Below are 21,877 nucleotides of genomic sequence, written 5' to 3' on the forward strand. Positions count from 1 at the left end.
GTCGGATCATCCCTTTAGCTCCCTGAGTTCATCCACCCCGGTGCTTTCCCGGCGGCGGAAGATAGCTACGATGAGCCCCAACCCTACCGCAACCTCGGCGGCGGCGATGGCGATTACAAAGAGGGCTACGGTCTGGGCATCGAGAGAGCCGTACATTTTGGCCAATGCGACAAGGGCCAGATTGGCCGAGTTCAGCATCAGCTCCACCGAGAGAAAGACCAGGATGGCTGTACGGCGGGTGAGTGCACCAAACACCCCGATGGCGAACAAGATGGCAGAAGTGGCCAGCCAGAGGTTCATCGGCGCACCTCCTCTTTCGAAGCCGGGGTACGCCGGATTTTTTCCTCGTCGGTGAGGGCATCCAGCGGTTTATCCGGCTGGACCAACGCCACCGCAGCGACGGTTGCCACCAGCAGCAAGAAACCCACCGCCAAGAGCGCGTAGCGCCAGGGGCCATAGAGCACCGGCCCGATAGCTTGGGGTAGCCCGCCGTTCAGGTTGCCGACCTGCGGTGGCACCGGGACATCGCGGCTGGCGAGCATCAGCACGACGGCCAAAGCAAGGGCCCCTAAGGCGGCCACAGGGGTGAGCCTCGAGAGCGGGTTGATGCCCACCTCGGCCTGGGCCGCCGAGAGCAACATGATCACGAAGAGGAACAGCACTACGATGGCCCCGGCGTAGACGATGATCTGCACCAAACCCAAAAAGCGGGCGTCCAGCGAGATATAGATACCAGCCAACACCAAAAAGTTAGCGATCAGCGCCAAGGCGGCGTGCACCGCGTTGCGCACCGTCACCACCAGCAGGGCGCTGGCGAGGAGCAGCACGGCGGCTACAATCTCCCAAAAGCCCATCAGTGCCCCCCTAGCGGTTCATTCTGGCCGGTTTCTTTCCGCTTGACCTGGCGTAGCGGGGCCTTGAATCCTTCCAACTCGGCCCGCACGTAGGGCACGGTGTAGCCCTTCTTGATGGGTTTGCCGGTGTAGGCGGCTTCGCGGCGCTGGGGCTTGGTACCTTGCACCTCCACCAGCATGTCCTCCTTGCTGTAGATCAGGTCGGAGTAGCGGTAGTCGGCCATCTCGAAGTCGTAGCCCAGCACCACCGCCCCGGTAGGGCAGGCCTCCTCGCACAGCCCGCAGAAGATGCAGCGCAGCATGTTGATCTCGTAGACCTTGGCGTAGCGCTCGCCCGCGCTGGTGGGGTGCTCCGGGTCGTTCTCGGCGGGCTCGACGTAGATGGCGTACGCCGGGCAGATCGCCGCGCACAGGCTACAGCCGATGCACTTCTCGAGCCCGTTGGGATGCCGGGTCAGCACGTGGCGCCCGTGCCAGCGGGGTTTGAGCGGCACCGGGGCGTCGGGGTAGGGAATGGTCACCGGTTTGGAAAACAAGGCCTTGAGGGTGATCCCTAGGCTCTGGGCCAGTGCAGCCACACTGCTCATGCTCTCACTCCTTTTGCTCTAGGGGTGGCGTTGCGGACTTGGATGCCCCGAATTGTTATAGCCGCCACGATGGCCGCGATCCCTGCCAGCGAGAGCCAGATCAGGACGGTGGGGCTGGCCCCTAGCGCTTTGACCAGGGCGCTCACCAAAAACCACCCCAGGGCGACCGGCAGGAGTACCCCCCAGCCGAAGCGCATCAGCTGGTCGTAGCGTAGGCGGAACCAGGTGGCGCGGATCCAGATGAAGAGGAAGAGGAAAAGGGCGACCTTGAGGAACATCCATAGGTAGGGGATGTCGGGGATGGGCGCGGGCATCCGCCAGCCCCCCAGGAAGATGGTGGGGATGAGGGCCGAGGCGGTGATGAGGTGGACGTACTCGGCCATCTGGAACAGGGCCCATTTGATCGAGGCGTACTCGGTGTTGTAGCCGCCTACCAGCTCCTGCTCAGCCTCGGGGAGGTCGAAGGGGGTACGGGCGGCCTCGGCCAGCGAGGTGATGGCATAGACGCCGAAGGCGATGGGAGCGAAGAGGATGAGCCAGCCGTGGGCGTCCTGCCAATCCACGATTTGCCGGAGGTTCAGGCTCCCTACCACCAACACCGGGGCCAAAAGGCTGGTGCCCAGGGCCAACTCGTAGCTGATGAGCGCGGCGGAGGAACGCAGCGAGCCCAGCAGGCTGTACTTGGAGTTGCTGGCCCATCCGGCCAGGAAGATACCGTAGACGGCCATCTCGCTCACCGCGAAGAGGTAGAGAATTCCCGCGTCGAGGTTGATCACCCAGGGCTGACCGCCGAAGAAAGACCCCGGCGGTCCAAAGGGGATCAGCCCGAAGCCCACCAAAGCGAAGGTGATGGAGATGATCGGGGCCAGCACGAACACCAACCGGTCGGCGCGGGCGGGGACGATGTCCTCTTTGAGGATGGACTTGATGGCATCGGCCAGGGGCTGTAACAGCCCCCACGGACCCACCCGGTTCGGCCCCAGCCGCACCTGGAAGCGGGCCAAGAGGCGGCGCTCGACGAGGGTCATGTAAGCAAAAGCGGTGAGCAGTGCAAACACTACCAAAAAGGCCTTGACGGCCACCAGCCATAGGGGGTCTTGGGGATAGAGGTTGGCGGGGTTCTGCGCAAAAGCCGGGCTGGCCAGCAGTACGAATCCTGCTGCGCGTCGGCCAGACCTCCTGCGCGAAACACCCGCAGTGGGCAGCGTTTTGCGTTTCGCCTTCGGCCTCATCGCGTCTCACCTCCTGCCGGGACCAGCACCCGGGCCGCCACCCGCCGCCCCACCCACGGCCCCAGCGCCGGAGCGAACAGGAAGCCCTTGGGCAGGCGGTCGTCAAGCCTGACCGTGGCCGAGAGGGGACCACCGGGGGCCTCGAGCTCCACCGTGGCTCCTTCCATGAGCCCTTCGGCCCGGGCGGTCTCGGGATGGGCCTCGAGGTAGAGCCGGACGGCCCGGGCTACCTCGGCCACCCGCTGCTCGCGCCGCCACATGCTGGGGCGCAGGTAAACCGTTGTCCCCCCCGGCGCCGCCTGTCGGGCCTCGAAGGTCGGCTGGGCGACCTTGGGCCGCCATAGGCTAAAGGGCTTGGGGAGCTTGTACTTCTCCTCGAGCAGCTTGGCGGCCTGGCGCAAAAGACGCACCGGGGGTTTGACCCCTGTGGCCTCGGCGAGCAAGGCCAAAGCCGCGACGGCACCGTCGGCCTCGCCGTTGTTGATCCCGGCGGGGTAGAGCTCGAGCACGCGGCCCTCGAGGTTCACAGTGGTGCCGCGCTTTTCGTAGAAGGTTTGGCCCGGCAGCACCACATCGGCGTAGCGGGCGGCCAGGGGGGAGAGGTGGGTGAGGTGCAGGATGCGGAAGCCGGTCGCTTTGAGCTGTTCCTCGGTAGGGAGGTAGCCGAAGTAGGCGGCTTTCAGCCCCCCTTGGGTCCAGCCCAGCCCTCCCTTGCCGGGGAAGAGGCCTACGGCCTCGAGGCCGCGGGCGTTGGCCGCCGGGGTCATGGCCATGACCTTGGCCCCTTTCCCTTCGGCTAAGGTTTTGGCTTTGGCCGCGGCCTCGGGGTTGTTCAGCACGTCCGCGCCCAGGATGAGCACCACCCGCTCGGCCTCGCTCCAGCGGCTTTTGGCCCAGGCGATCGCATCCGCCAGCCCTTGGGGGGCCTCGCCCTGGCCCAGCAGAGCGGCTAGCACGGCGGCCTCCTGCCCTGGCGCGTACACGCCCGAGGCCCCGGCCCACTTGAACAGCTGCGCCGGGTAGGTGTTGAAGTGGGCTAGTTTCCGCTTGTCCCGCTCCATCCGCTCCTTGATGCTGAGGTCGGCAAAGGGAATGCCGTGTTGGAGCGGGGCGGGGGGTTTGAGGCCCCGGCTGTACTCCGAGAGGCGCGGGTGCAGGGTGGGGGCTTCCTCGCTGGGGTCGCCCAGGATCAGGGTGAACTGGGCCTCGTTCAGATCCTGGAAGGTGGCGGGCACAAAGCCGGAGGCCAGCGCCGCGGTCCGGCCCGCGAAGTCCCGGTGGGGGCTGCCCCAGGTATCGGCCAGAAGCGCCGCGGCCAAGCCCTCCTCGAGGGTAGCCATGCCCTCTAGATAGATCCCGATCTCAGCCCCCGGTACCCCGTTTAGGCCAGCTTTGATCGCGGCGGCGGCCTCTTCCCAGCTGGCCTCCACCAGCTTGCCGCCCCGGCGGACCAAAGGCCGCAGGACCCGTTCCTGGTTCACCCATTCGTGCCCGAAGCGGGCTGCGTCGGAGATCCAGATCTCACTGGTCTGGGGGCGAAGGGCGGCGCGGATGCGCTCGAGCTTGCCGCTGCGGGTGTCCACCAAGATGCCTGCCCCCGCCGCGTCGTCCATGCTGGTGGTCTCGGTGGTGTCGTACTCCCAGTTGCGGGCGCGGAAGCGAGCGGTGAGGTCCAGCAGCGCCCCTACCGGGCAGATGTCGGTGATGTTGCCGGTGAAGTTCGAGGGAAGCCCCCCTTCATCGCTGCCGATGAAGGTATGGACCCCGCGCTCGATAAAGTCCAGCACCTCATCGCCGGGGATCTCCTCGAAGTAGCGCACGCAGCGCTTGCAGTGGATGCAGCGCTCGCGGTCCAGCACGATGAACTCCGAGAGCGGATGGTGTTTATCCTCGTGGCGGCGGGTGAGCTCGAAGCGGGTGTAGAGGGGCAGCTCGGTGGGGTTAGGCTGGTAGAACTTCTCGTACAGCCCGTACTCGTAGCTGCGGTCTTGCAGCTCACAGGCCCCGCCCTTGTCGCAGGTGGGGCAATCCAGCGGGTGGTTGGCCAGGGTGAGTTCCACCATTCCCGACTGGGCGTGCTTGACCTCGTCGGAGAGGGTGTCTACCACCATTCCCTCGCTCACCATCGTCACGCACGAAGCTTGTAGCTTGGGCATCCAGAAGATCTTGGGCGCACCGCTTTCGTCCAGAATCCAGTTCCCGTCCGGCCCCTTGCGCGGGTTGCCCACCTTGACCAGACACATCCGACACGCCCCCACTGGCGATAGGTAGCGCTCGGAGCAGAACAGCGGTACGTCGTCCCCGGCATGGAAGACCGCGTCCATCACGCTGGTGCCCGCGGGAACCTCCACGACCTTGCCGTTAATCGTCACCGTTGGCATGCGTTTACCTCCACCGGGGCGTAGCGCGTTCGACGGCTTTGCCGTTTTCCACCAAGTCCACGTACTGGTGGCGGAAGTGCTTGAGGCTGCCGCGCACCGGCCAGCAGGCGGCGTCGGCCAAAGCGCAGAAGCTGCGCCCTTCGATCTGATCGAGAAGGTTTTCCAATAGCTCCACGTCGCCTTTCTCGCCCCGTCCGGTCCCGATCTTTGCAAAAAGGCCCACCATCCAGCCCGAGACCCCTTCACGGCAGGGGGTGCATTTGCCGCAGGACTCGTGGCCATAGAAGCGGGTCACGTTCCACATCGCATCCACCATGCTCATGCTGGCCGGGATGCCGATGACTCCGCCGGTGCCCAGCAGCGACCCTTTGGCGGCGAGGGACTCATAGTCCATGGGGGTGTCGAGGATCTCGTCGTTCCAGGGCAGCGGAGGGCAGGAGGAGCCGCCGGGGATGATGGCCTGGATGGGCTCGGTAGGCCCCCCGGCCCAGTCCATGAGCAGCTCGCGGAAGGTTGCCCCCATGGGTAGCTCGTACACGCCGGGGCGTCGGAACGGCCCCGAGACCTGGTAGAGCTTGTGCCCTTTGGACTTCTCGGTGCCCATGCTGGCGAACCAGTCGGCCCCACGGTCGATGATGTGCACCACCGAGCACAGTGACTCGACGTTGTTGATGGTGGTAGGCTTGCCCCACAAACCCGCCTGGGCGGGAAAAGGCGGCTTGAGGCGGGGGTTGGCGCGCAGGCCCTCGAGCGAGTTCATCAGCGCGGTCTCCTCGCCACAGATGTACGCCCCGGCCCCCCGGTGCAGGTAGAGGTCAAAGCTAAAGCCGCTGCCGAAGAGGTTTTGGCCCAGATAGCCTTTGGCGTAGGCTTCTTGGATGGCCCCCTTCAGGCGGTCGTAGGCCCGCCGGTATTCACCCCGGATGTAGATGTAGCCCTTGGTGGCGTGGATGGCGTACCCGGCGATGATCATGCCCTCGATGAGCTGGTGCGGGTCATCTTCCATGAGGTAGCGGTCCTTGAAGCTTCCCGGTTCGCTCTCGTCGGCGTTGCAGACGATGTAGTGTTGTTTCCCCGAGGGCTTGGGCATGAAGCTCCACTTGAGCCCGGTGGGGAACCCCGCCCCGCCGCGCCCGCGCAGCCCGGATCGCTTGACCTCCTCCACCACCTGCTCCGGGGTCATGGCGAGGGCTTTCTTGGCCGCGCCATAGCCGCCGTGGGAGAGGTAATAGTCCAAGGTCCAGCTGCCCTCCACCCCTACGTGCTTGTAAAGGGTCTTCTCAAAGCGGGGGTCGCGCCCGGAGACGATAGGGCCGGAAGGAAGGCTCACGCCACCACCTCCTCTCCTGCATTGTGCACCACGTGTCCCACCTTGCCCGGCAGCTCGATTTCCTCGAGGCGTTTGCCCTCGCGCAGGCCCTGTAGCAGGGCGTGGAGGCGGGCCTTGGTCACGCACTCCACGTAGGGCTCATCGTTGATCTGCACCACCGGAGCAGTGTGGCAGCTTCCTAGACATTCCACTTTTTGGATCGAGAAAAGGCCATCCGGGGTTACCTCGCCCGGCAGAATGCCCAGGGTCTGCACCAACTCGTCCCACAGCTCGTCGGCCCCGCCGATGGCGCAGGATAAAGTAGCGCAGACTTGGAGGTGGTGTTTGCCGGTAGGGAGGCTTTGAAAGTAGGTGTAAAAGCTCATCACCCCGGCTACCTCGGTGGCGGTGGTGCCCACGATTCGGGCGATCTCCTCCTGCCGTTCGGGGCTGATCCAACCCTCCTCCTGCTGCACCCGGCGCAGCAAGGGCATCAATGCTGCCCGCCGCCCTTCGGGGGGGTACTGGCTGAAGACCTCGGCCAGCCATTCTTGTTTATCGTCGAAGAATCCCATTCTTCCTCCGTTTTACGTATTACGCCAGGCGTTGAACGCGTAAGACGTACGGCTCACCGGTCCACATCCCCCATCACGGGATCCAAAGAGGCGATCACCGCTACCATGTCCGGCACCTGGATGCCTTTGCAGGCGTAGGGCAGCGCCCGCAGGTTGACGAAGCTGGGGGCCCGCACCTTGACCCGGTAGGGCATTGAGCCGCCGTCGGAGATGATGTAGTAACCCAGCTCGCCCCGGGCGCTTTCGGTCGGCACGTACACCTCGCCCAGGGCGGGGTGGAAGCCCTCGGTGACCAGCTTGAAATGGTAAATGACCGCTTCCATGCTGGTCTCGAGCAGCCTCCTGGGGGGCAGCGAGATCTGGGGGTTGGGGTCGCGGATGGGGCCTGCGCCCATCCCCTCCAGCCGCTCCACGGCTTGGCGGATGATCTTCACCGACTCGCGCATCTCCTGGATGCGCACGATCATACGGTCGAAGATATCCCCGTTTTCCCCCAGCGGCACGTCAAAGCTATAGGTTTCGTAGCCCGCATAGGGATAGGCCTTGCGCACATCGTAGTTCACCCCGCTGGCCCGCAGGTTGCCGCCGGTGAGCCCCAGGTTGATGGCGTCTTCGGGGGGGATCACCGCGACGCCCTTGGCCCGCTCGTAGAAGATGGGGCTTTCTCGGAAGAGCCCCTCGTACTCGTCGATGCGGTGGGGCATGGTCTGGAGAAACTTCCTGACCTCGCCCAAAAACTCTGGAGGCAGATCCTCCTTGAGCCCGCCGATGCGGATGTAGTTGTGGTGGAAGCGCTGGCCCGTGACCCACTCAAAGAGGTCGAGCACCGCCTCGCGCTCGCGGAAGGCGTAGAAGAAAGGGGTGAGGGCGCCGAAGTCCAGCAGGCCCGTGCCCAGGAACACCAGGTGGGAAGCGATGCGGGAGAGTTCGTTGAGCAAAACGCGGATGGTTTGGGCGCGGAGGGGGACTTCGGCCCCGACCAGCTTCTCCACCGCCAGGGCGTAGGCCAGGTCGTGGGCGAAGGAGTGCAGGTAATCCATCCGGGGGGTGTAGGTGATGTTTTGCAGGTAGGTGCGGTTCTCCATGTTCTTCTCGAAGCCGGTGTGCAGATAGCCGATGTGCGGCACCAGCTCGAGCACCTCCTCCCCCGAGAGCGTCACCACCACCCGCAACACCCCGTGGGTGGAGGGGTGCTGCGGCCCCACGTTGAGGGTCATGACCTCGCTGCGCAGCTCGGTGGGCAGCTCGGGGGGCTCTGTGGGCGCGCTGATTGGTCTCATTGGCCCTCCTTTTTGCTGACCTGGGCGATCTCCCGGTAGACCTCCTGGTAACCCCGCCGGGTGCCCCCGCGCCAGCCCGTCATGCCGCTGTCCTTTCCGGTGAGGCCGGCCCGAAAAGCCGCCGGATCGATGAAACGGCCTTCTTTAAAGAGGGTCGGGGTCTCGCCCAGCGGGTAGTCCTTGCGCAAGGGGTGGCCCTCGAGGTCCTCGGGGGTGAGGATCTTGCGCAGGTCCGGGTGGCCCTCAAACCGGATACCGAAGAGGTCGTAGACCTCGCGCTCGAGGTAGTCGGCGGAAAGCCACAGATCCACCACGGTGGGAATCACCGGATCTCTCTCCGGGAGATACACCCGCACAAACATCCGGCTGCCGTCTCCGTCCTTGTAGCCGGGCAGGGAGACCAGCTCGTAGACCACCGAGAAGCGCTCGGGCTTGGCTTCGGGGTAGTTGAGATAGTCGATCCCCACGATGTCGGCCAGGTAGTTGAAGCCCATCTCCTGGAAAGCCCGCATCTGCGCCTTAAACTCCTCCCGGGAAAGCACCACCCAGGTGTTGCCGTGTTGGCTCTGGGTCTTCCAGCCTTTAGCCGAGGCCAGCTGAAGTACTTGCTCGAGCCGGGTCATCTATCGCCTCCAGGCTTCTACTGGGGGAAGCTTGCGCCCTTGGTCGTCGCGGGCTTTGCCCTGGACCTTCTTCTGAAGCTGCATCACCGCGTAGATGAGCGCTTCCGGGCGGGGCGGACAGCCGGGGACATAGACATCCACCGGTACCACGCTGTCCACGTTTTGCACGATGGCGTAGTTGTTGAACATCCCCCCCGAGGAAGCACAAGCCCCCATGCTGATGACCCACTTGGGGTCGGGCATCTGGTCATAGACCCGGCGCATCACCGGGGCCATTTTCTTGCTCAAGCGCCCGGCCACGATCATCACGTCGGCTTGGCGGGGGCTGGCCCGGAACACCTCCGAGCCGAAGCGGGCCAGGTCGTTTCTGGCGTCGGTGGAGGCCATCATCTCGATGGCGCAGCAGGCCAGCCCGAAGGTGGCGGGCCACAGCGAGTTGGAACGGCCCCAGGCGACTAGTTTCTCGAGGGTGGTGAAAAGCACCCCCTCGTTCTCGAGCTCTTGCACGTCTTTTTGGAAGAGGTCAAGCAGTGAAGGCATTTAGTTCCCTCCGGGAACGCCGGATGTACGGCGTACGGCTTAGGTCTGTGGCTAGTGCCATTTCGTCACTCCCTTGAACCACTCGTAGAGGAAGCCCACCAAGAGCAACACCGTGAAGATCAAAAGCACATAGAAGCCGGTGAGGCCCAAGCCGCCCGCGCTCAGGGCGTAGGGCCACAAGAAGGCCACTTCCACATCAAAGATGATGAAGAGCATGGCCACCGCGTAAAAATGGATCGGGAAGCGCTTGACCTCTCCGGCGGGGTCGTTGCCCGACTCGTAGGCCATTAGCTTGGCCCGGCTAGGGCGCTTAGGGCCCAGGAGGGCCCCCACCCCCACCGCCAGCACCCCGATCGCCAGCGCTACTGCCAGATAGACCAGCACATTGATGTATTCCGAGATGGGCGCCAAGACCGTTCCTCCTTTAGGCAGCTCCTGCTTGGGCTTTACCCTTCGTGCCAGACTTCACATAATTACGTGTGAGATATTGCACGAAGGTGGATACTGTCCGATACATCTTACAACCCTCTCACCATCAGGGGGAGTGGGCTGGAATGCGGTCTGAGTTTTGGCTTGGGAATCGGCCCTAGCGCTTTGGGCACAAGATTTGTGCCCTCTTCGCCAGAGGATGATCCACCGCGTTTGGCGTACTAAGATATCTGCGCGGGAAATCGAGTCACCAGCGCCCTAGAGGTGTTTACCGAAGCGCCGGTCTATCAGAGGGGGGCCCTCCAGGCTCGGGTCGGCCACGATCTCGTCCAGCTTGATCCCGGTAGCCCGCTGGAGGGCCTCGCCCAGCCCTGGGGGGACCGCCTCGGCCTTGAGCCGGAGGACAAGCTTGTCAGTGCCGCCCTCCTTGCTCTCCACCACCAGCTGCGCGCCGCCGCGGGGGTCGATTCCGAACGCCCCGAGGATCGGCGCGAGCTCGGTGGGGTAGAGCTTGACCCCCTTGACCTTCACCATCAAGTCGGTGCGCCCGAACACGCCCCGAGGGAGGCGCACCCGGCCATTTTCGCGCACCGCGACGGCCAGATCGCCGGTGCGAAAGCGGAGCATGGGCATCAGGGTGCGGGAGAGGGCGGTCACCACCAGTTCGCCCTTCTCGCCGTCGGGGGTGGGCTCGAGGGTTTCGGGGTCGAGCACTTCCAGGATCGCCATCTCCTGGACCTCGAGCAGGCCGTTTTTGTGCCGATCCTCCCCGGCCACGATGCCGAGCTCGCTCGTTCCGTAGGCATCCAAGGCGACCCCGCCGATGGCCTGCTCGAGCCTCTCGCGGTAGCCGGGTACGCTGGTAAAGGGTTCACCCCCAGCCAGCAGCAGCTCGAAGCGGCCCCCGGCCTGGGCGATCTTCAGCGCGAAGGAGGGGTTGCAGACCAGGACGTCGAAGCCGTACCTCTGTGTGAGCTGGGCGATGCGCTCGGCCTCGCCGGGGCCGTGAGGGAACACCACCGCCCCGGCGCGCTGCAAGGCCTCGTGGAAGAGCCAGCCCCCGGCGAAGACATGGTAGCTGAAAGCCACCAGCACCCGCTTCCCGGCCACCCCCAGCCGCCCAAAGTGCGCGGCCAAGGCTTGGGATTGGTATTCTAGATCGTCTTGGGAGAGGTACTCCGGCATCCAGCCCAGGGCGGGGCTGGGGGTAAGGTGTACCAGGGCGGTGCCCGTCGGGGGCTGGGGGTTGGCCCCGAGGTGGGCGATCCATTCCTCGCGGGTGGTTAGGGGGAGCCGGGCGATGGTCTCGGGGGTGATCGTCTCCAGGTCTATGCCCTCGAGCTTCCGGGCGTAAACCGGGTGGTTACGGGCGTGCTCGAGCACCTGACGCAGCCGGGCGGTACGGTCCATGGAGCCTCCTTGTTTGGACAAAGTATATCGTAGCCTGCGGGGGGCCACCCTCGCCCGAAGCGGAACCGTAGACCCAATTGCCTCAGGGGATTACCAGCCGAGTGCCCGGAAAGATTTGGTCGGGGTCTTTGATTTGCGGGTTGGCGGCTAGGAGATCGTTGGGGCTTATCCCATAGCGGCGGGCGATCCGCTCGAGGGCGTCGTTCTCCTGTACCACGTAGGTCTGGCGGATGGGCTGGGCCGCCCCCGGCACGGTGAGGGTGAGGCTGGCCAGCACCGGCCCGGAAGGATTGCCCCGCTTCCTGAACTCGTAGCGGAAAGTGCCCACCCCAGGATCTGAGGTCATCCCCCAAGCGCAGCGGTTATTGACCCTCACAAACCAGCGGGGCCGCCCGTTGATGTAGACGGTATACTCGCTGCCCTCGGGGCCGCCGGTACCGGTGAGGCGGAAGTTCCGTGGAACGGTCGCCCCGTCCTGTGGGGCGGTGACGGCGAAGGGGCCGGTACACAGGGCTCGAGGCTTGGGGGGTATGGAGTTATTCACCAGCGGCCTTTCCACCGGCTGTTCCGCGACCTGCACGCTCACCGAGGGGCCGGTCGGCTCTCCCACCCGGCGCACTTCGTAGCGGGCGGTTCCGGTTTTAGCGGTGACCGTGAACCGCCAGCGCCCTTCCGCATCGATGGTAGTTCGGCCTAGGTTTTGTTCGCCGGCGAAGACCTCTAGCTCGTCGCCAGGGGTTCCACGGCCTTCCAGGGCTAGCGCTCCCGGTTGGACGAGGCTCCCGGCCTGAGGAGAGGTGATCTGCGGCGGGAGCGGGGGGGCTTTGACCTCGAGCGGGAGCGCCTCCGAAGCCATGCCCGCGCTCCCGTCCGGCTTCAGGGCCTGCACGACGATCCGCTTCGAGCCGGGTTCGTTCAAGGTGAGAGGGAAGCTCCATCCCCCCGCCGCCGAGACCTCGGCACTGCCCACCGGCTGCCCCTCCACTAGAATCTGGACCCGGCTGTTTGGATCGGCCAAGCCGGTGAGCACGAAGGGAACCCCGGCCACTGCCTCGCTCCGGCTGCCCACCAGGCTAGGCGGTCGAGGCTGCTCGCCCTGACGGATAAACCACAACCCACTCACGCCCAGGGCGAGGAACAGCGCCACGGTGAACTTGAATAGGTCATAGGCCCGCACCTCAGCGGGGCTACGGCCTCGGATCACGCCCCCTCCCTGGGCCGCGGGGGCTCGGCCTCGAGCCGGGTTTGACGCTTGGACAGCTCGCGCAGCTTGAGCCGCATGGCGTCAAGCTCGGCTTGCAGGCGGCCCACTTCCGCTTCCAGCAGCACGAGCTGGCGGTTGGCCCGCTCATCCCCTCGCCGCCAGTAGACGCGGTCGATAAGCCATTCCACCAGCCAGCCCAGTAAAAACCCCAGCGCCAATCCGACGACCAGCTCCAGATCGAAGCCCACCCTCACCTCCGTGCTCGAGCCCTACTCTACTGCTCCCCAGGGGCGCGGGTCGAGGGTCTAAAAGTCAAAGATATCCAGCAGCTGGCTCAGCTTGCCTTTTTTCTTTCGCTTGACATACTCGTCGTAGCCGTGATCGGTGTCGTAGGGGTTGCGCGGCTTGGGGTAGGGCGGCGAGGAGGGTGGCCGGTAGCCCGCCAGCTCCTCCTCGTACTCCCGCTCCGCAGTGCGCACCTGGCCCAACAGCTTCTCCAGCTCTCCCCGGTCCAGCCAGACCCCGCGGCAGGTGGGGCAGATGTCCAGCTCGACCCCGCCGCGCCGGACCACTTGCATGGGCGTGTTGTCATTCGGACAAGTCAACAGGGGCATATAGGGATACCTCCTCCTCTAGGATGCCCGAATCTGATCCAGTTGACATGAAACGTCCACTCGGGCGCGGGTAATTTCGGGAGCATTGGGCTCTGATCGCCTCGTACGCGAGACGCGATGGGGCGTCTTCGGGTCTGTGGTGTTACCAGAGCGCTAAAAATTTTTCCCAAGGCGCAGAAATCTTGTGGACTACACGGCCGCAAGGGCCTGCGTTAGGTCGGCCCGCAGGTCCTCGAGGTGTTCGATTCCCACCGACATCCGCAAGAAGCCCTCGTGCAGGCCCAAGGCTTCGCGCTCCTGGGGCGGTAGGAAGCGGTGCGAACTGGTGGCGGGGTGGGAGAGGGTGGTGTTGGCCCCGCCCAGAGAGAGGGCCAGCCGGATGTATTGAAGGTGGTGCAGCAGGGCATTTACCGCCTGGCGGGAAGGCTCGAGTTCGAAGGAGAGCATCGCCCCAAAGCCGCGATGCAGCACCGTTCGGGCCGTAGCGTGGTCGGGGTGCGAGGGAAGGCCGGGGTAGTGCACCCGGCGCACCTTGGGGTGGTCTTCGAGGAATTGGGCCAGCTCGAGGGCATTTTTCGAGGCTCGCTCCATCCGTACCGCTAGGGTCTCGCTCCCCCGCACGGCCAGCCAGCACTCGTAGGGGTTGGAGACCAGGCCCATCCGCACCGCCACCGTGCGGATTTTCTCGACCAGCTCTTTCTTCCCCGCCACCGCCCCCAGCATCGCGTCGGAGTGGCCGTTGATGAACTTGGTCAGGCTTTCCATCACCAAGTCTACGCCGTGCTCGAGCGGACGGCAGTGGTAGGGCGAGGCGAAGGTGTTGTCCACCACCACCACCGCCCCCGCCTGGTGGGCCAGGGCGGAGAGTTTGGGCAGGTCGGGGACGCGCAGCCGAGGGTTGGAGGCGGTCTCGAGCACCAGCAGCTTGGCCCCTTGTAGCTCCCGTTCCATCCCGGCTACGTCGCCCAGGTCCACCGTCGCGGTTCGCACCCCGAAGCGCCCCAGGTCACGCAGCACGTTCAGGGTCGAACCGTAGAGGTCTTGCGAGGCCACCACTTTATCGCCGGAGCCCAAAAGCCCCAGGAAGGTTGCGCTCAAGGCGCTCATTCCGCTGGCGCAGGCGATGGCGGATTCGGCCCGGTGCAAGGCGGCGAAAAGGGCCTCGAGGGCGCGGTGGTTGGGGGTACCGTTGCGCCCGTAGATGGTGCCTGCCCGGTGCCCTTCGTAGACGGCGTCCACCTCGTCCAGGTCGCGAAACGTCCAGGAGGCCGATTGGTAGATGGGCGGGGAGACCGGCTCGTTTAGGGGTGGTTCGGCCTTCGCAGCGTGGACGGCAAGGGTAGCGAGGTCATCCATGCAAGGATTCTCGAACGCCATGCACCAAATGTCAAACCGTCGGCATGGAACGCCAGAGGCCAATCGAAGGCCCTGATGTCCCGGCTTGAAGGGTGGGGGCGCAAGGCATCGAGCCTTCGCCCCTGGAAATCCGCCCCCCGCTTTATGCACTCCGCGGAACGCCCCAATTCGCCGCGTGTTACGTACGACGTAAGGGCAGCACCGTATGCTCAGGTCGCGCCGGAAGTATGGCCCTCCGGGGATGCTGTTCTCGCCCTAGCCCAACCCCGGAGCGCCCGGATGTACCCCGGGGGTGATGTCCGTGGGGGTCCAGGTCCAGCCGCCCGCGCAGGCCCGCTCGGTCGTAAGGTTCTAGAGGATGCCCGATAACGCCTCGAGCCGCTCCTCGAGCTCCTCTCGGCTCTCCGCCCGCAACGTCACGTGCCCCAGCTTGCGCCCCAGCCGGGGCTCCTTGCCGTAGAGGTGGAGGTGCGCCCCCGGCACGGCCAGCACCTCTTGGGGCCGGGGGAGCTTGCCGATGAGGTTGAGCATGGCGCTGTACTCGCGCGGGGCCGTCGAGCCCAAGGGCAGCCCGCACACCGCCCGCAGGTGGTTCTCGAACTGGCTGGTCTCGGCCCCTTCGATGCTCCAGTGGCCGGAGTTGTGCACCCGAGGGGCCATCTCGTTGGCCAATAGTTGCTCTTCCACCTGAAAGAACTCGATGGCCAAGACCCCCACGTACTCGAGCTGCAATAGCACCCGCCGGGCGTACTCCTCGGCCTGGGCTTGCAGGGTTTGGGTAAGGCGCGGGGCGGGGGCTAGGCTGCGCCGCAGGATGCCCTGCCGGTGCAGGTTTTCCACCAGCGGGTAGAAGACCATCTCCCCGCTTCGGCCCCGCACCGCCAGGATCGAGACCTCGCGCTCGAAAGCGACGAAAGCCTCGAGCACCAACGGCACCCCCCCCAGCTCCTCCCAGGCTTTATCGGCGTCGGCGGCGGTCTCGATCTTCGCTTGCCCCTTGCCGTCGTAACCGAGGGTGCGGGTCTTGAGGAGGGCCGGGTAACCGACCTGCTCTAAGCCTTCCAAGAGGTCGTTCTTGCTGAGCACCGGGTAAAAGGGCGGGGTCGGGATGGAAAGGCCGCGGAAGAAGGTCTTCTCGACCACCCGGTCCTGGGCGGCCTCCAGGGCTTGGGGGGGCGGGTACACCGGGGCCAGGCGCTGTAAAAGCCGGGCGGCCTGAACCGGCACGTTCTCGAACTCATAGGTGATGAGGTCGAGCCCTTGGGCAAAGCGCAAGAGTGCCGCCTCATCGTCGTAAGCCCCCACCACGAGCTCCGCCAGGTGCCCAGCGGGGGCCTCTGCCGCCGGATCGAAAAAGCGGAAGCGCAGCCCCAACGGATAGCCGGCCAGGGCCAGCATCCGCCCCAGCTGGCCCCCGCCCAATACACCAATCCACATACCTCACTACCTTATCAGAGGGGCAGGGCTGGGTTTTGCGATCGTATGCGATTGTACCAAACCCTCGGTTCGTGCTAAGACCAAGGGCATGGACGTGCTCGAGCTGCTGCGGCTCAACCTGTTGTCTCCCATGGTGCTCGCTTTTTTCCTGGGGGTGCTGGCGGTGGGGCTGGGGAGCGACCTTACCTTTCCCGAGGGGCTTTATACCGCGCTCTCGCTGTACTTGCTGTTCGCCATCGGTTTCAAGGGTGGGGTAGAGCTATCCCACACGCCGGCTCGAGCGATCGCGCTGCCCGCTTTAGCCACCTTGCTCCTGGGCTTGCTCACCCCGACGGTGGCCTACTTAACGGCGCGGCGCTTCCTGAGGCTGGATGGGACGAACGCAGCGGCCCTGGCTGCCCACTACGGCTCGGTCTCGGCGGTGACGTTTTTGGCCGCCCTCTCATTCGTCCAGGCTTCCGGGCATCGGGCAGAGGGGTTCATGCCCACTCTGGTGGCTTTGCTGGAAGTGCCGGGGGTGATCATCGGTATCCTCCTGGCCCGCCGCTTTAGCAGCGGGGGCCGTTTGGGAGAAGCGATTCAGGAAGTCTTGACCGGAAAGAGCGTGTTCCTCATGGTGGGGGGGTTGTTGGTGGGGCTGCTCTCTGGCGAGGAGGGTATGAAGAAGGTAGAGGCCTTTTTCGTCGCCCCTTTCCAGGGGGCCCTCACGCTGTTTTTGCTCGAGCTGGGGATGGTGGCGGCCCGGCGCTTGGCCGACTTAAGGCGCCTGGGGGTGCGCTTGGTCGTCTTCGGCATGGCGGTTCCTGTACTGCACGGGAACGTGGGGTTGGTCTTGGCTAAGTGGGCCGGGCTTTCCTTAGGGGGTGCGGTGGTACTCGCCACCATGGCCGCTAGTGCTTCGTATATCGCGGCCCCGGCTGCGGTGCGCCTGGCTTTGCCTCAGGCTAACCCTTCTTTGTACCTGGCGGCGGCTTTGGGGGTCACCTTTCCCTTTAATCTGGTGCTGGGAATACCGCTGTACTACGCCATAGCGCTGCGGCTTTGGGGGTGAGGCGTGGAGCTAGTGCGCTTGAAGTTGGTCACTATCGTGGCGGAGGCGTTATTGGAGAAGCGCCTGATCGAGGAAGTTCGGCACCAGGGGGCCAAGGGCTACACCCTCACCGAGGCCCGGGGAGAGGGCTCGAGGGGGCTGCGCACCATGGACTGGGAGGGGAAAAATATCCGCCTCGAGGTCATCGTGAGCGAGGAGGTGGCCGAACGCATCCTGGGTGTGCTACAGGAGAGTTATTTTCCCTACTACGCGGTGATCGCTTTTGTGGAGAACGTAGAGGTAGTGCGGGGATATAAGTACGTCTAGTGCGCTGGCGACTTGATTTTGGGGCATTGGGCTTTACCACAACGCGGTGGATCAGGCCCACCGGGTTACCAGAACGCTAGCCGCGGGGGTCGGGCTGGGCCAAGACGCTTTGGGTCTGCTGCTGGCGGTAGGCCTCGAGGCTAGCCGCCACCTCCGGGTACTTGTTGGCCAGGATGCTCGCGGCCAGCAAGGCTGCGTTTACCGCTCCGGCCCGCCCGATGGCCAAAGTCGCCACCGGAATGCCAGCGGGCATCTGCACGATCGAAAGCAGGGAGTCCAACCCCTTCAGGCTATGGGACTCCACCGGGACCCCCAGCACCGGCAGGGGGGTTTTGGCAGCGGTCATGCCGGGGAGGTGCGCTGCACCCCCCGCCCCGGCGATGATAACCTCGAGCCCCCGCCCTTTTGCGCTCGCCGCGTACTCAAAGAGCAGATCCGGGGTGCGGTGGGCCGAAACCACTCGTACCTCGTAAGGGATGCCTAGCTGCTCCAAGGTAAGAGCGGTGTGGCGCATCGTCTCCCAATCCGATTTGGAACCCATGATAACCCCAACCTTGGGCAAGGCGCTCTCGCTCACGGCCTCTTTATAACCCACGGCGGGCTAATTTGGGCCAAATTGTATGCGAGTATACCAGCTCTTATCGGTAAGCAGAAAGGGATTCTGTTTATGCAGTATTCCCTAGCATTGGCAGGTGGCGATAGGTTGTCGCCAGCCAAAAGGAGATCTGGCATGAGCAAAACCCCCATTACGGTTGCCTACGGAGACGGGATCGGCCCGGAAATCATGGAGGCGGTGCTGGAGATTTTGGACGCCGCCGGAGCCCAGATTGCCCCCGAAGTCATCGAGATCGGCGAGAGCGTGTACTTACGCGGGCATACCTCGGGCATCGAGGACTCGGCCTGGGAGAGCCTGCGCCGCACCAAGGTCTTTCTCAAGGCCCCCATCACCACCCCGCAGGGTGGGGGGTACAAGAGCCTCAACGTCACCGTGCGCAAGACGCTGGGCCTGTACGCCAACGTGCGTCCGGTGCAATCGTACGAGCCCTTCGTGGCCAGCAAGCACAAGTCCATCGACCTGGTGATCGTACGCGAGAACGAGGAAGACCTCTACGCGGGCATCGAGCACCAGCAGACCGACGAGGTGGTGCAGTGCCTGAAGCTCATCTCCCGTCCCGGCACCGAGCGGATCGTGCGCTACGCCTTCGAGTTCGCCCGGCGGGGCGGGCGCAGGAAGGTCACTTGCATCACCAAGGACAACATCATGAAGCTCACGGATGGGCTGTTCCATCGGGTCTTCGACGAAATCGGAGAGGAATACCCAGAGCTGCAGAAAGAGCACATGATCGTGGACATCGGCGCGGCCCGGCTGGCCGAGACGCCCGAGCGCTTCGACGTGATCTTGGCCCCCAACCTCTACGGCGACATCCTCTCCGACATCGCCGCCGAGGTGGCCGGTTCGGTAGGGCTGGCGGGCAGCGCCAACGTGGGTGACCAGGTGGCGATGTTCGAGGCCGTGCACGGCAGCGCCCCCGACATCGCCGGCAAAGGCGTGGCCAACCCCTCGGGGCTGTTGCAAGGAGCCATCCTGATGCTGGTGCATATCGGCCAGCCGGAGGTGGCGGCGCGGATCAAGAACGCCTGGCTCAAAACCCTCGAGGACGGCCTCCACACCCCCGACATCTACGACGAGCGCGTAAGCAAGAAAAAGGTGGGAACCCAGGAGTTCGCCCAAGCGGTGATCGAACGGCTGGGGCAGGAGCCGGAGCGCTTGCGTCCGGTGCGTTTTGGCAAGGCCACGCAAGAGCCCATGATTCCCCGCCCGGTGCGCAAGCCCCCGGCCCAGAAGGAACTGGTGGGGGTAGATGTCTTTCTCGCATGGCGCGGGCAAGACCCAGAGGAACTGGCCGGGTTGCTTCAACCGCACGCGGGAAACCTCGAGCTGATCATGATCACTAACCGAGGGGTCAAGGTCTGGCCCGGCGGATTCCCCGAGACCTTCCGTACCGATCACTGGCGCTGCCGTTTTATGGGCCAAGCCCTAAGAAACTCCGATGTGGTGGCCTTGTTGGGCCGACTCGCGGAGGCGGGCCTGGACTTTATCAAGACCGAGCACCTGTACACCTTCGACGGGAAACCGGGATACTCGCTCGGTCAAGGACAGTAGTGGCTCTAGCCGCCAGCGGTCGGGGTCCTAGGCCGCTGGCTCATAGCCCAGATCGTTCCTACAACCAGCACCCCCAGGATGAACAGCGAGAACTGGGTCTTGTCAATGCCCGTGACCCACTCGGGGCGGCTCAGAACTTCCTTGGCCAGCTTGTCCCACCCGCCGATGGCCAACTTGACCCCGGCGAAGCCGACCACCGCGAAGGCTACCGTCTCAAAGCGGGGGTATCTCTCCAAGAGCCCCACGAACACCCCAGCTACCAGCCGCAGGGCCAGAATGCCGATAAAGACCCCGGTGAGGATGATCCAGAAGTTATCCGAGAGGGCCACCGCCACCAGCACCGAGTCCACCGCAAAAGCCAGGTCGGCCAACTCGATCTGGGCCACGATGCTCCAGAACTGCCGTGGGGTGACGTTCTTGAGCACTCCCGCGGCGCTCTCGCCGGCGAGCTTTTTCTTCCGCCCCGCGAAATGCTGGATCGCTACGTAGAGCAAGTACGCCGCCCCTATAGCCTGTACCCACCAGAACTCGATCAGGACCGCGGCGAAGACCAACGCCAGCCCGCGCAACACGTAGGCCCCGGCGATTCCGTAAAAGAGGGCTCGAGCCCGCCAGGGTTGCGGCAGCTTACGCACCATCACTCCTAAGACCATGGCGTTATCCGCCGAGAGGATAGCCTCGAGCACCACGATGATCCCGATGACGATTAGCACCTGACCGATATCCATGCCACCTCCTGAGGGTTAGGGTTTTGACAACAATAAAAAATCCACCACGGCAACTTTGCGTCGTGGTGGTCTGACCCAGGCTTTCTTAGCCTCAGCCAACCGGGAGCCCAAGGCGGTGTTTGCCCTACGGGCAAAACCACGGACTCCGTACTGACGGTTGGCTACGAGGGGCTACTCCCCAACCAAAACCAGGCTAGCATTTTCTTGGGTCGCTATCTAGTGGTCCGGCAGCTTGATCTGTGCTGGCCGCACGTCAGGCGTCGTACGCCATACGTCGAACGAAGGGGATCGTCCCCCGGGTGTACGAGCTTTGCTCGTCCCGACAGGGAATCTACCCCCGCGTTTAGCGTCTGGCGTATTGCGTACGACGTACGACGTAGGACGTATACCAACATACCAACCCCACCCCAGCCCTCCCCTGCTAGGGGAGGGGGTACTCTGCGTCTTGCGTTTTGCGTACAGCGTACGACCTCCGCTCCCGCTCATGACAAACTCCTTACTCGGTGACATACAATACCGGCGTGAAAGTCCTAGTAGTGGGTTCGGGAGGGAGGGAACACGCCCTCTGTTGGAAAGCCAAGCAATCGCCCCGCGTGCACCGGCTCTACGCCGCTCCCGGTAACCCTGGGATGGCCGAGCTGGCTGAACTCGTGCCCTGGAACGGAGAGATCCCCGAGTTGGCCGACTGGGCCCAAGCCAACCGTATCGATCTGGTGCTGGTTGGCCCGGAGGCTCCTTTGGTGGAAGGTTTGGCGGATGTCCTCGAAGAGCGCGGCATCCGGGTTTTCGGTCCCCGGGCCAAGGCCGCTATGATCGAAGGCTCCAAGGCTTTCGCCAAGAGCGTGATGGAGCGTTACGGTATCCCTACCGCTCGTTACCGGGTCTTCCACGACGCCCTCGAGGCGTTGGAGTACCTCGAGCAGGTAGGGGCCCCCATCGTGGTCAAAGACTCAGGGCTCGCCGCAGGGAAGGGGGTGACGGTGGCGCAAACTGTCCACCAGGCCAAACAGGCGGTGGCCAACATTCTGGGTCCTGCCGACGAAGCCCGCAGCGGAGAGGTGGTGATCGAGGAGTTCTTCGAAGGTCCCGAGGTGACGGTTTTGGCCGTTACCGATGGCATCACCATCAAGCCCCTGATCCCTTCGCAGGACCACAAACGCCTCAAGGATAACGACGAAGGCCCCATGACCGGAGGGATGGGTGCGGTGGCCCCTTACCCCTTGGACGAGGCGCTGCTGGCGGAGGTGCAACGCCGGGTGCTCGAGCCCCTTATCGCCGGGATGCGCAGCGAGGGGGTGGTGTACAAGGGGGTAGTTTATGCCGGGATCATGCTCACCCGAGATGGCCCCAAGGTGCTCGAGTTCAATGCCCGCTTCGGCGACCCCGAGGCCCAAGCCTTGCTACCGTTGCTCAAGACCGATTTGATCGAACTGAGCCTGGCGGTGGTAGAGGAGCGGCTGAGCGGGCTCGAGCTGGAATGGCACCCCCAGGCCTCGGCCTGTGTGGTCATGGCCGCCCCCGGCTACCCGGACGCTCCCAAAAAGGGGCTGCCCTTAAAGCTGCCAGAGCACCCCCCCGAGGGGGTTGTGTACTTCCAGGCCGGAACCAAGCAAACCTCAGGCGGCCTGGTGACCAACGGAGGGCGGGTGCTCAGCGTGGTTGGCCTGGGGGTGGATTTGCCCGAGGCGCTCGAGCGGGCCTATGCCGGGGTGGAGGCGGTGGACTTCCCCCAAGCCCAGTACCGGCGGGATATTGGGCGCAAAGTGGTGAGCAGAACTTTCCTCTCAGAATAGTAAG

Annotated in this window: 23 protein-coding genes; 4 read left to right on the forward strand and 19 right to left on the reverse strand. The window is 64.5% G+C overall.

Annotated features, from left to right (window positions below; all coding sequences use genetic code 11):
- Positions 1-6: 6 nt before the first annotated feature.
- From nuoK to DNA98_RS09210, 17 genes are all read right to left on the reverse strand, one after another.
- On the reverse strand, positions 7-300 hold the full coding sequence (gene nuoK, locus DNA98_RS09130) for an NADH-quinone oxidoreductase subunit NuoK (protein WP_110529390.1): 294 nt from the start codon (positions 298-300) through the stop codon (positions 7-9).
- Entirely contained in the window at positions 297-854 is a 558-nt protein-coding gene (locus DNA98_RS09135) for an NADH-quinone oxidoreductase subunit J (RefSeq protein ID WP_110529393.1), read from the reverse strand. Before DNA98_RS09135 ends, nuoK begins: the two co-directional genes overlap by 4 nt.
- Positions 854-1,441, reverse strand: coding sequence for an NADH-quinone oxidoreductase subunit NuoI (gene nuoI / locus DNA98_RS09140; protein ID WP_110529396.1), 588 nt, complete (start codon positions 1,439-1,441; stop codon positions 854-856). Before nuoI ends, DNA98_RS09135 begins: the two co-directional genes overlap by 1 nt.
- Positions 1,438-2,673, reverse strand: a complete 1,236-nt coding sequence (gene nuoH / locus DNA98_RS09145) for an NADH-quinone oxidoreductase subunit NuoH (protein ID WP_110529399.1) — start codon at positions 2,671-2,673, stop codon at positions 1,438-1,440. Before nuoH ends, nuoI begins: the two co-directional genes overlap by 4 nt.
- Complete coding sequence (locus tag DNA98_RS09150; RefSeq protein WP_110529402.1) at positions 2,670-5,054, reverse strand: molybdopterin-dependent oxidoreductase; 2,385 nt, start codon at positions 5,052-5,054, stop codon at positions 2,670-2,672. Before DNA98_RS09150 ends, nuoH begins: the two co-directional genes overlap by 4 nt.
- Positions 5,055-5,058: 4 nt before the next feature.
- A complete protein-coding gene (gene nuoF / locus DNA98_RS09155) occupies positions 5,059-6,384 on the reverse strand; it encodes an NADH-quinone oxidoreductase subunit NuoF (protein ID WP_110529405.1) in 1,326 nt (441 codons plus the stop codon).
- Positions 6,381-6,938 (reverse strand): NADH-quinone oxidoreductase subunit NuoE, encoded by a 558-nt coding sequence (nuoE, locus tag DNA98_RS09160; RefSeq protein ID WP_110529407.1) that lies wholly within the window; start codon positions 6,936-6,938, stop codon positions 6,381-6,383. The genes nuoF and nuoE overlap by 4 nt, the downstream gene beginning before the upstream one ends.
- Positions 6,939-6,991: 53 nt before the next feature.
- Positions 6,992-8,218, reverse strand: coding sequence for an NADH dehydrogenase (quinone) subunit D (gene nuoD, locus DNA98_RS09165; protein ID WP_110529410.1), 1,227 nt, complete (start codon positions 8,216-8,218; stop codon positions 6,992-6,994).
- Positions 8,215-8,841 carry an NADH-quinone oxidoreductase subunit C gene (locus tag DNA98_RS09170; protein ID WP_110529413.1) on the reverse strand — a complete coding sequence of 209 codons (627 nt, stop codon included), beginning with the start codon at positions 8,839-8,841 and terminating at the stop codon, positions 8,215-8,217. Before DNA98_RS09170 ends, nuoD begins: the two co-directional genes overlap by 4 nt.
- The gene (locus DNA98_RS09175; protein ID WP_110529416.1) at positions 8,842-9,381 is read right to left on the reverse strand and encodes an NADH-quinone oxidoreductase subunit B family protein; all 540 of its coding nucleotides are present in this window, start codon (positions 9,379-9,381) and stop codon (positions 8,842-8,844) included.
- A 51-nt stretch (positions 9,382-9,432) separates the two neighbouring features.
- A complete protein-coding gene (locus DNA98_RS09180; RefSeq protein WP_110529420.1) occupies positions 9,433-9,792 on the reverse strand; it encodes an NADH-quinone oxidoreductase subunit A in 360 nt (119 codons plus the stop codon).
- Positions 9,793-10,068: 276 nt separating this feature from the next.
- Positions 10,069-11,220 (reverse strand): phenylacetate--CoA ligase family protein, encoded by a 1,152-nt coding sequence (locus tag DNA98_RS09185; RefSeq protein WP_110529423.1) that lies wholly within the window; start codon positions 11,218-11,220, stop codon positions 10,069-10,071.
- A gap of 82 nt (positions 11,221-11,302) precedes the next feature.
- Complete coding sequence (locus DNA98_RS09190) at positions 11,303-12,424, reverse strand: LysM peptidoglycan-binding domain-containing protein (protein WP_129865639.1); 1,122 nt, start codon at positions 12,422-12,424, stop codon at positions 11,303-11,305.
- The gene (locus DNA98_RS09195; RefSeq protein WP_129865640.1) at positions 12,421-12,672 is read right to left on the reverse strand and encodes a hypothetical protein; all 252 of its coding nucleotides are present in this window, start codon (positions 12,670-12,672) and stop codon (positions 12,421-12,423) included. The genes DNA98_RS09190 and DNA98_RS09195 overlap by 4 nt, the downstream gene beginning before the upstream one ends.
- 57 nt (positions 12,673-12,729) lie before the next feature.
- Positions 12,730-13,038: a zf-TFIIB domain-containing protein gene (locus DNA98_RS09200; protein WP_110529432.1), complete on the reverse strand. Its 309-nt coding sequence runs from the start codon at positions 13,036-13,038 to the stop codon at positions 12,730-12,732.
- Positions 13,039-13,227: 189 nt separating this feature from the next.
- Positions 13,228-14,394, reverse strand: a complete 1,167-nt coding sequence (locus DNA98_RS09205; RefSeq protein WP_110529435.1) for a PLP-dependent aspartate aminotransferase family protein — start codon at positions 14,392-14,394, stop codon at positions 13,228-13,230.
- A gap of 351 nt (positions 14,395-14,745) precedes the next feature.
- The gene (locus tag DNA98_RS09210) at positions 14,746-15,831 is read right to left on the reverse strand and encodes a 5-(carboxyamino)imidazole ribonucleotide synthase (protein WP_110529438.1); all 1,086 of its coding nucleotides are present in this window, start codon (positions 15,829-15,831) and stop codon (positions 14,746-14,748) included.
- 88 nt (positions 15,832-15,919) lie between these two features.
- Between DNA98_RS09210 and DNA98_RS09215 the strand changes: the two genes are divergently transcribed.
- A complete protein-coding gene (locus DNA98_RS09215; protein WP_110529441.1) occupies positions 15,920-16,882 on the forward strand; it encodes a sodium-dependent bicarbonate transport family permease in 963 nt (320 codons plus the stop codon).
- Between the two features lie 3 nt (positions 16,883-16,885).
- A complete protein-coding gene (locus DNA98_RS09220; protein WP_110529445.1) occupies positions 16,886-17,188 on the forward strand; it encodes a transcriptional regulator in 303 nt (100 codons plus the stop codon).
- Between the two features lie 76 nt (positions 17,189-17,264).
- Here DNA98_RS09220 and purE read toward each other — a convergent pair whose 3' ends face one another.
- Positions 17,265-17,750 (reverse strand): 5-(carboxyamino)imidazole ribonucleotide mutase, encoded by a 486-nt coding sequence (gene purE, locus DNA98_RS09225; RefSeq protein ID WP_370444443.1) that lies wholly within the window; start codon positions 17,748-17,750, stop codon positions 17,265-17,267.
- A gap of 168 nt (positions 17,751-17,918) precedes the next feature.
- Here purE and DNA98_RS09230 point away from each other — a divergent pair, with 168 nt between their 5' ends.
- The gene (locus DNA98_RS09230; RefSeq protein WP_110529448.1) at positions 17,919-19,352 is read left to right on the forward strand and encodes an NADP-dependent isocitrate dehydrogenase; all 1,434 of its coding nucleotides are present in this window, start codon (positions 17,919-17,921) and stop codon (positions 19,350-19,352) included.
- Positions 19,353-19,357: 5 nt separating this feature from the next.
- Here DNA98_RS09230 and DNA98_RS09235 read toward each other — a convergent pair whose 3' ends face one another.
- A complete protein-coding gene (locus DNA98_RS09235) occupies positions 19,358-20,080 on the reverse strand; it encodes a hypothetical protein (protein ID WP_110529451.1) in 723 nt (240 codons plus the stop codon).
- A gap of 521 nt (positions 20,081-20,601) precedes the next feature.
- Between DNA98_RS09235 and purD the strand changes: the two genes are divergently transcribed.
- Entirely contained in the window at positions 20,602-21,873 is a 1,272-nt protein-coding gene (gene purD / locus DNA98_RS09240) for a phosphoribosylamine--glycine ligase (RefSeq protein ID WP_110529454.1), read from the forward strand.
- Positions 21,874-21,877 lie beyond the last annotated feature (4 nt).

Source organism: Meiothermus sp. Pnk-1 (assembly GCF_003226535.1).
In the GTDB taxonomy this organism is placed as follows: Bacteria; Deinococcota; Deinococci; order Deinococcales; family Thermaceae; genus Allomeiothermus.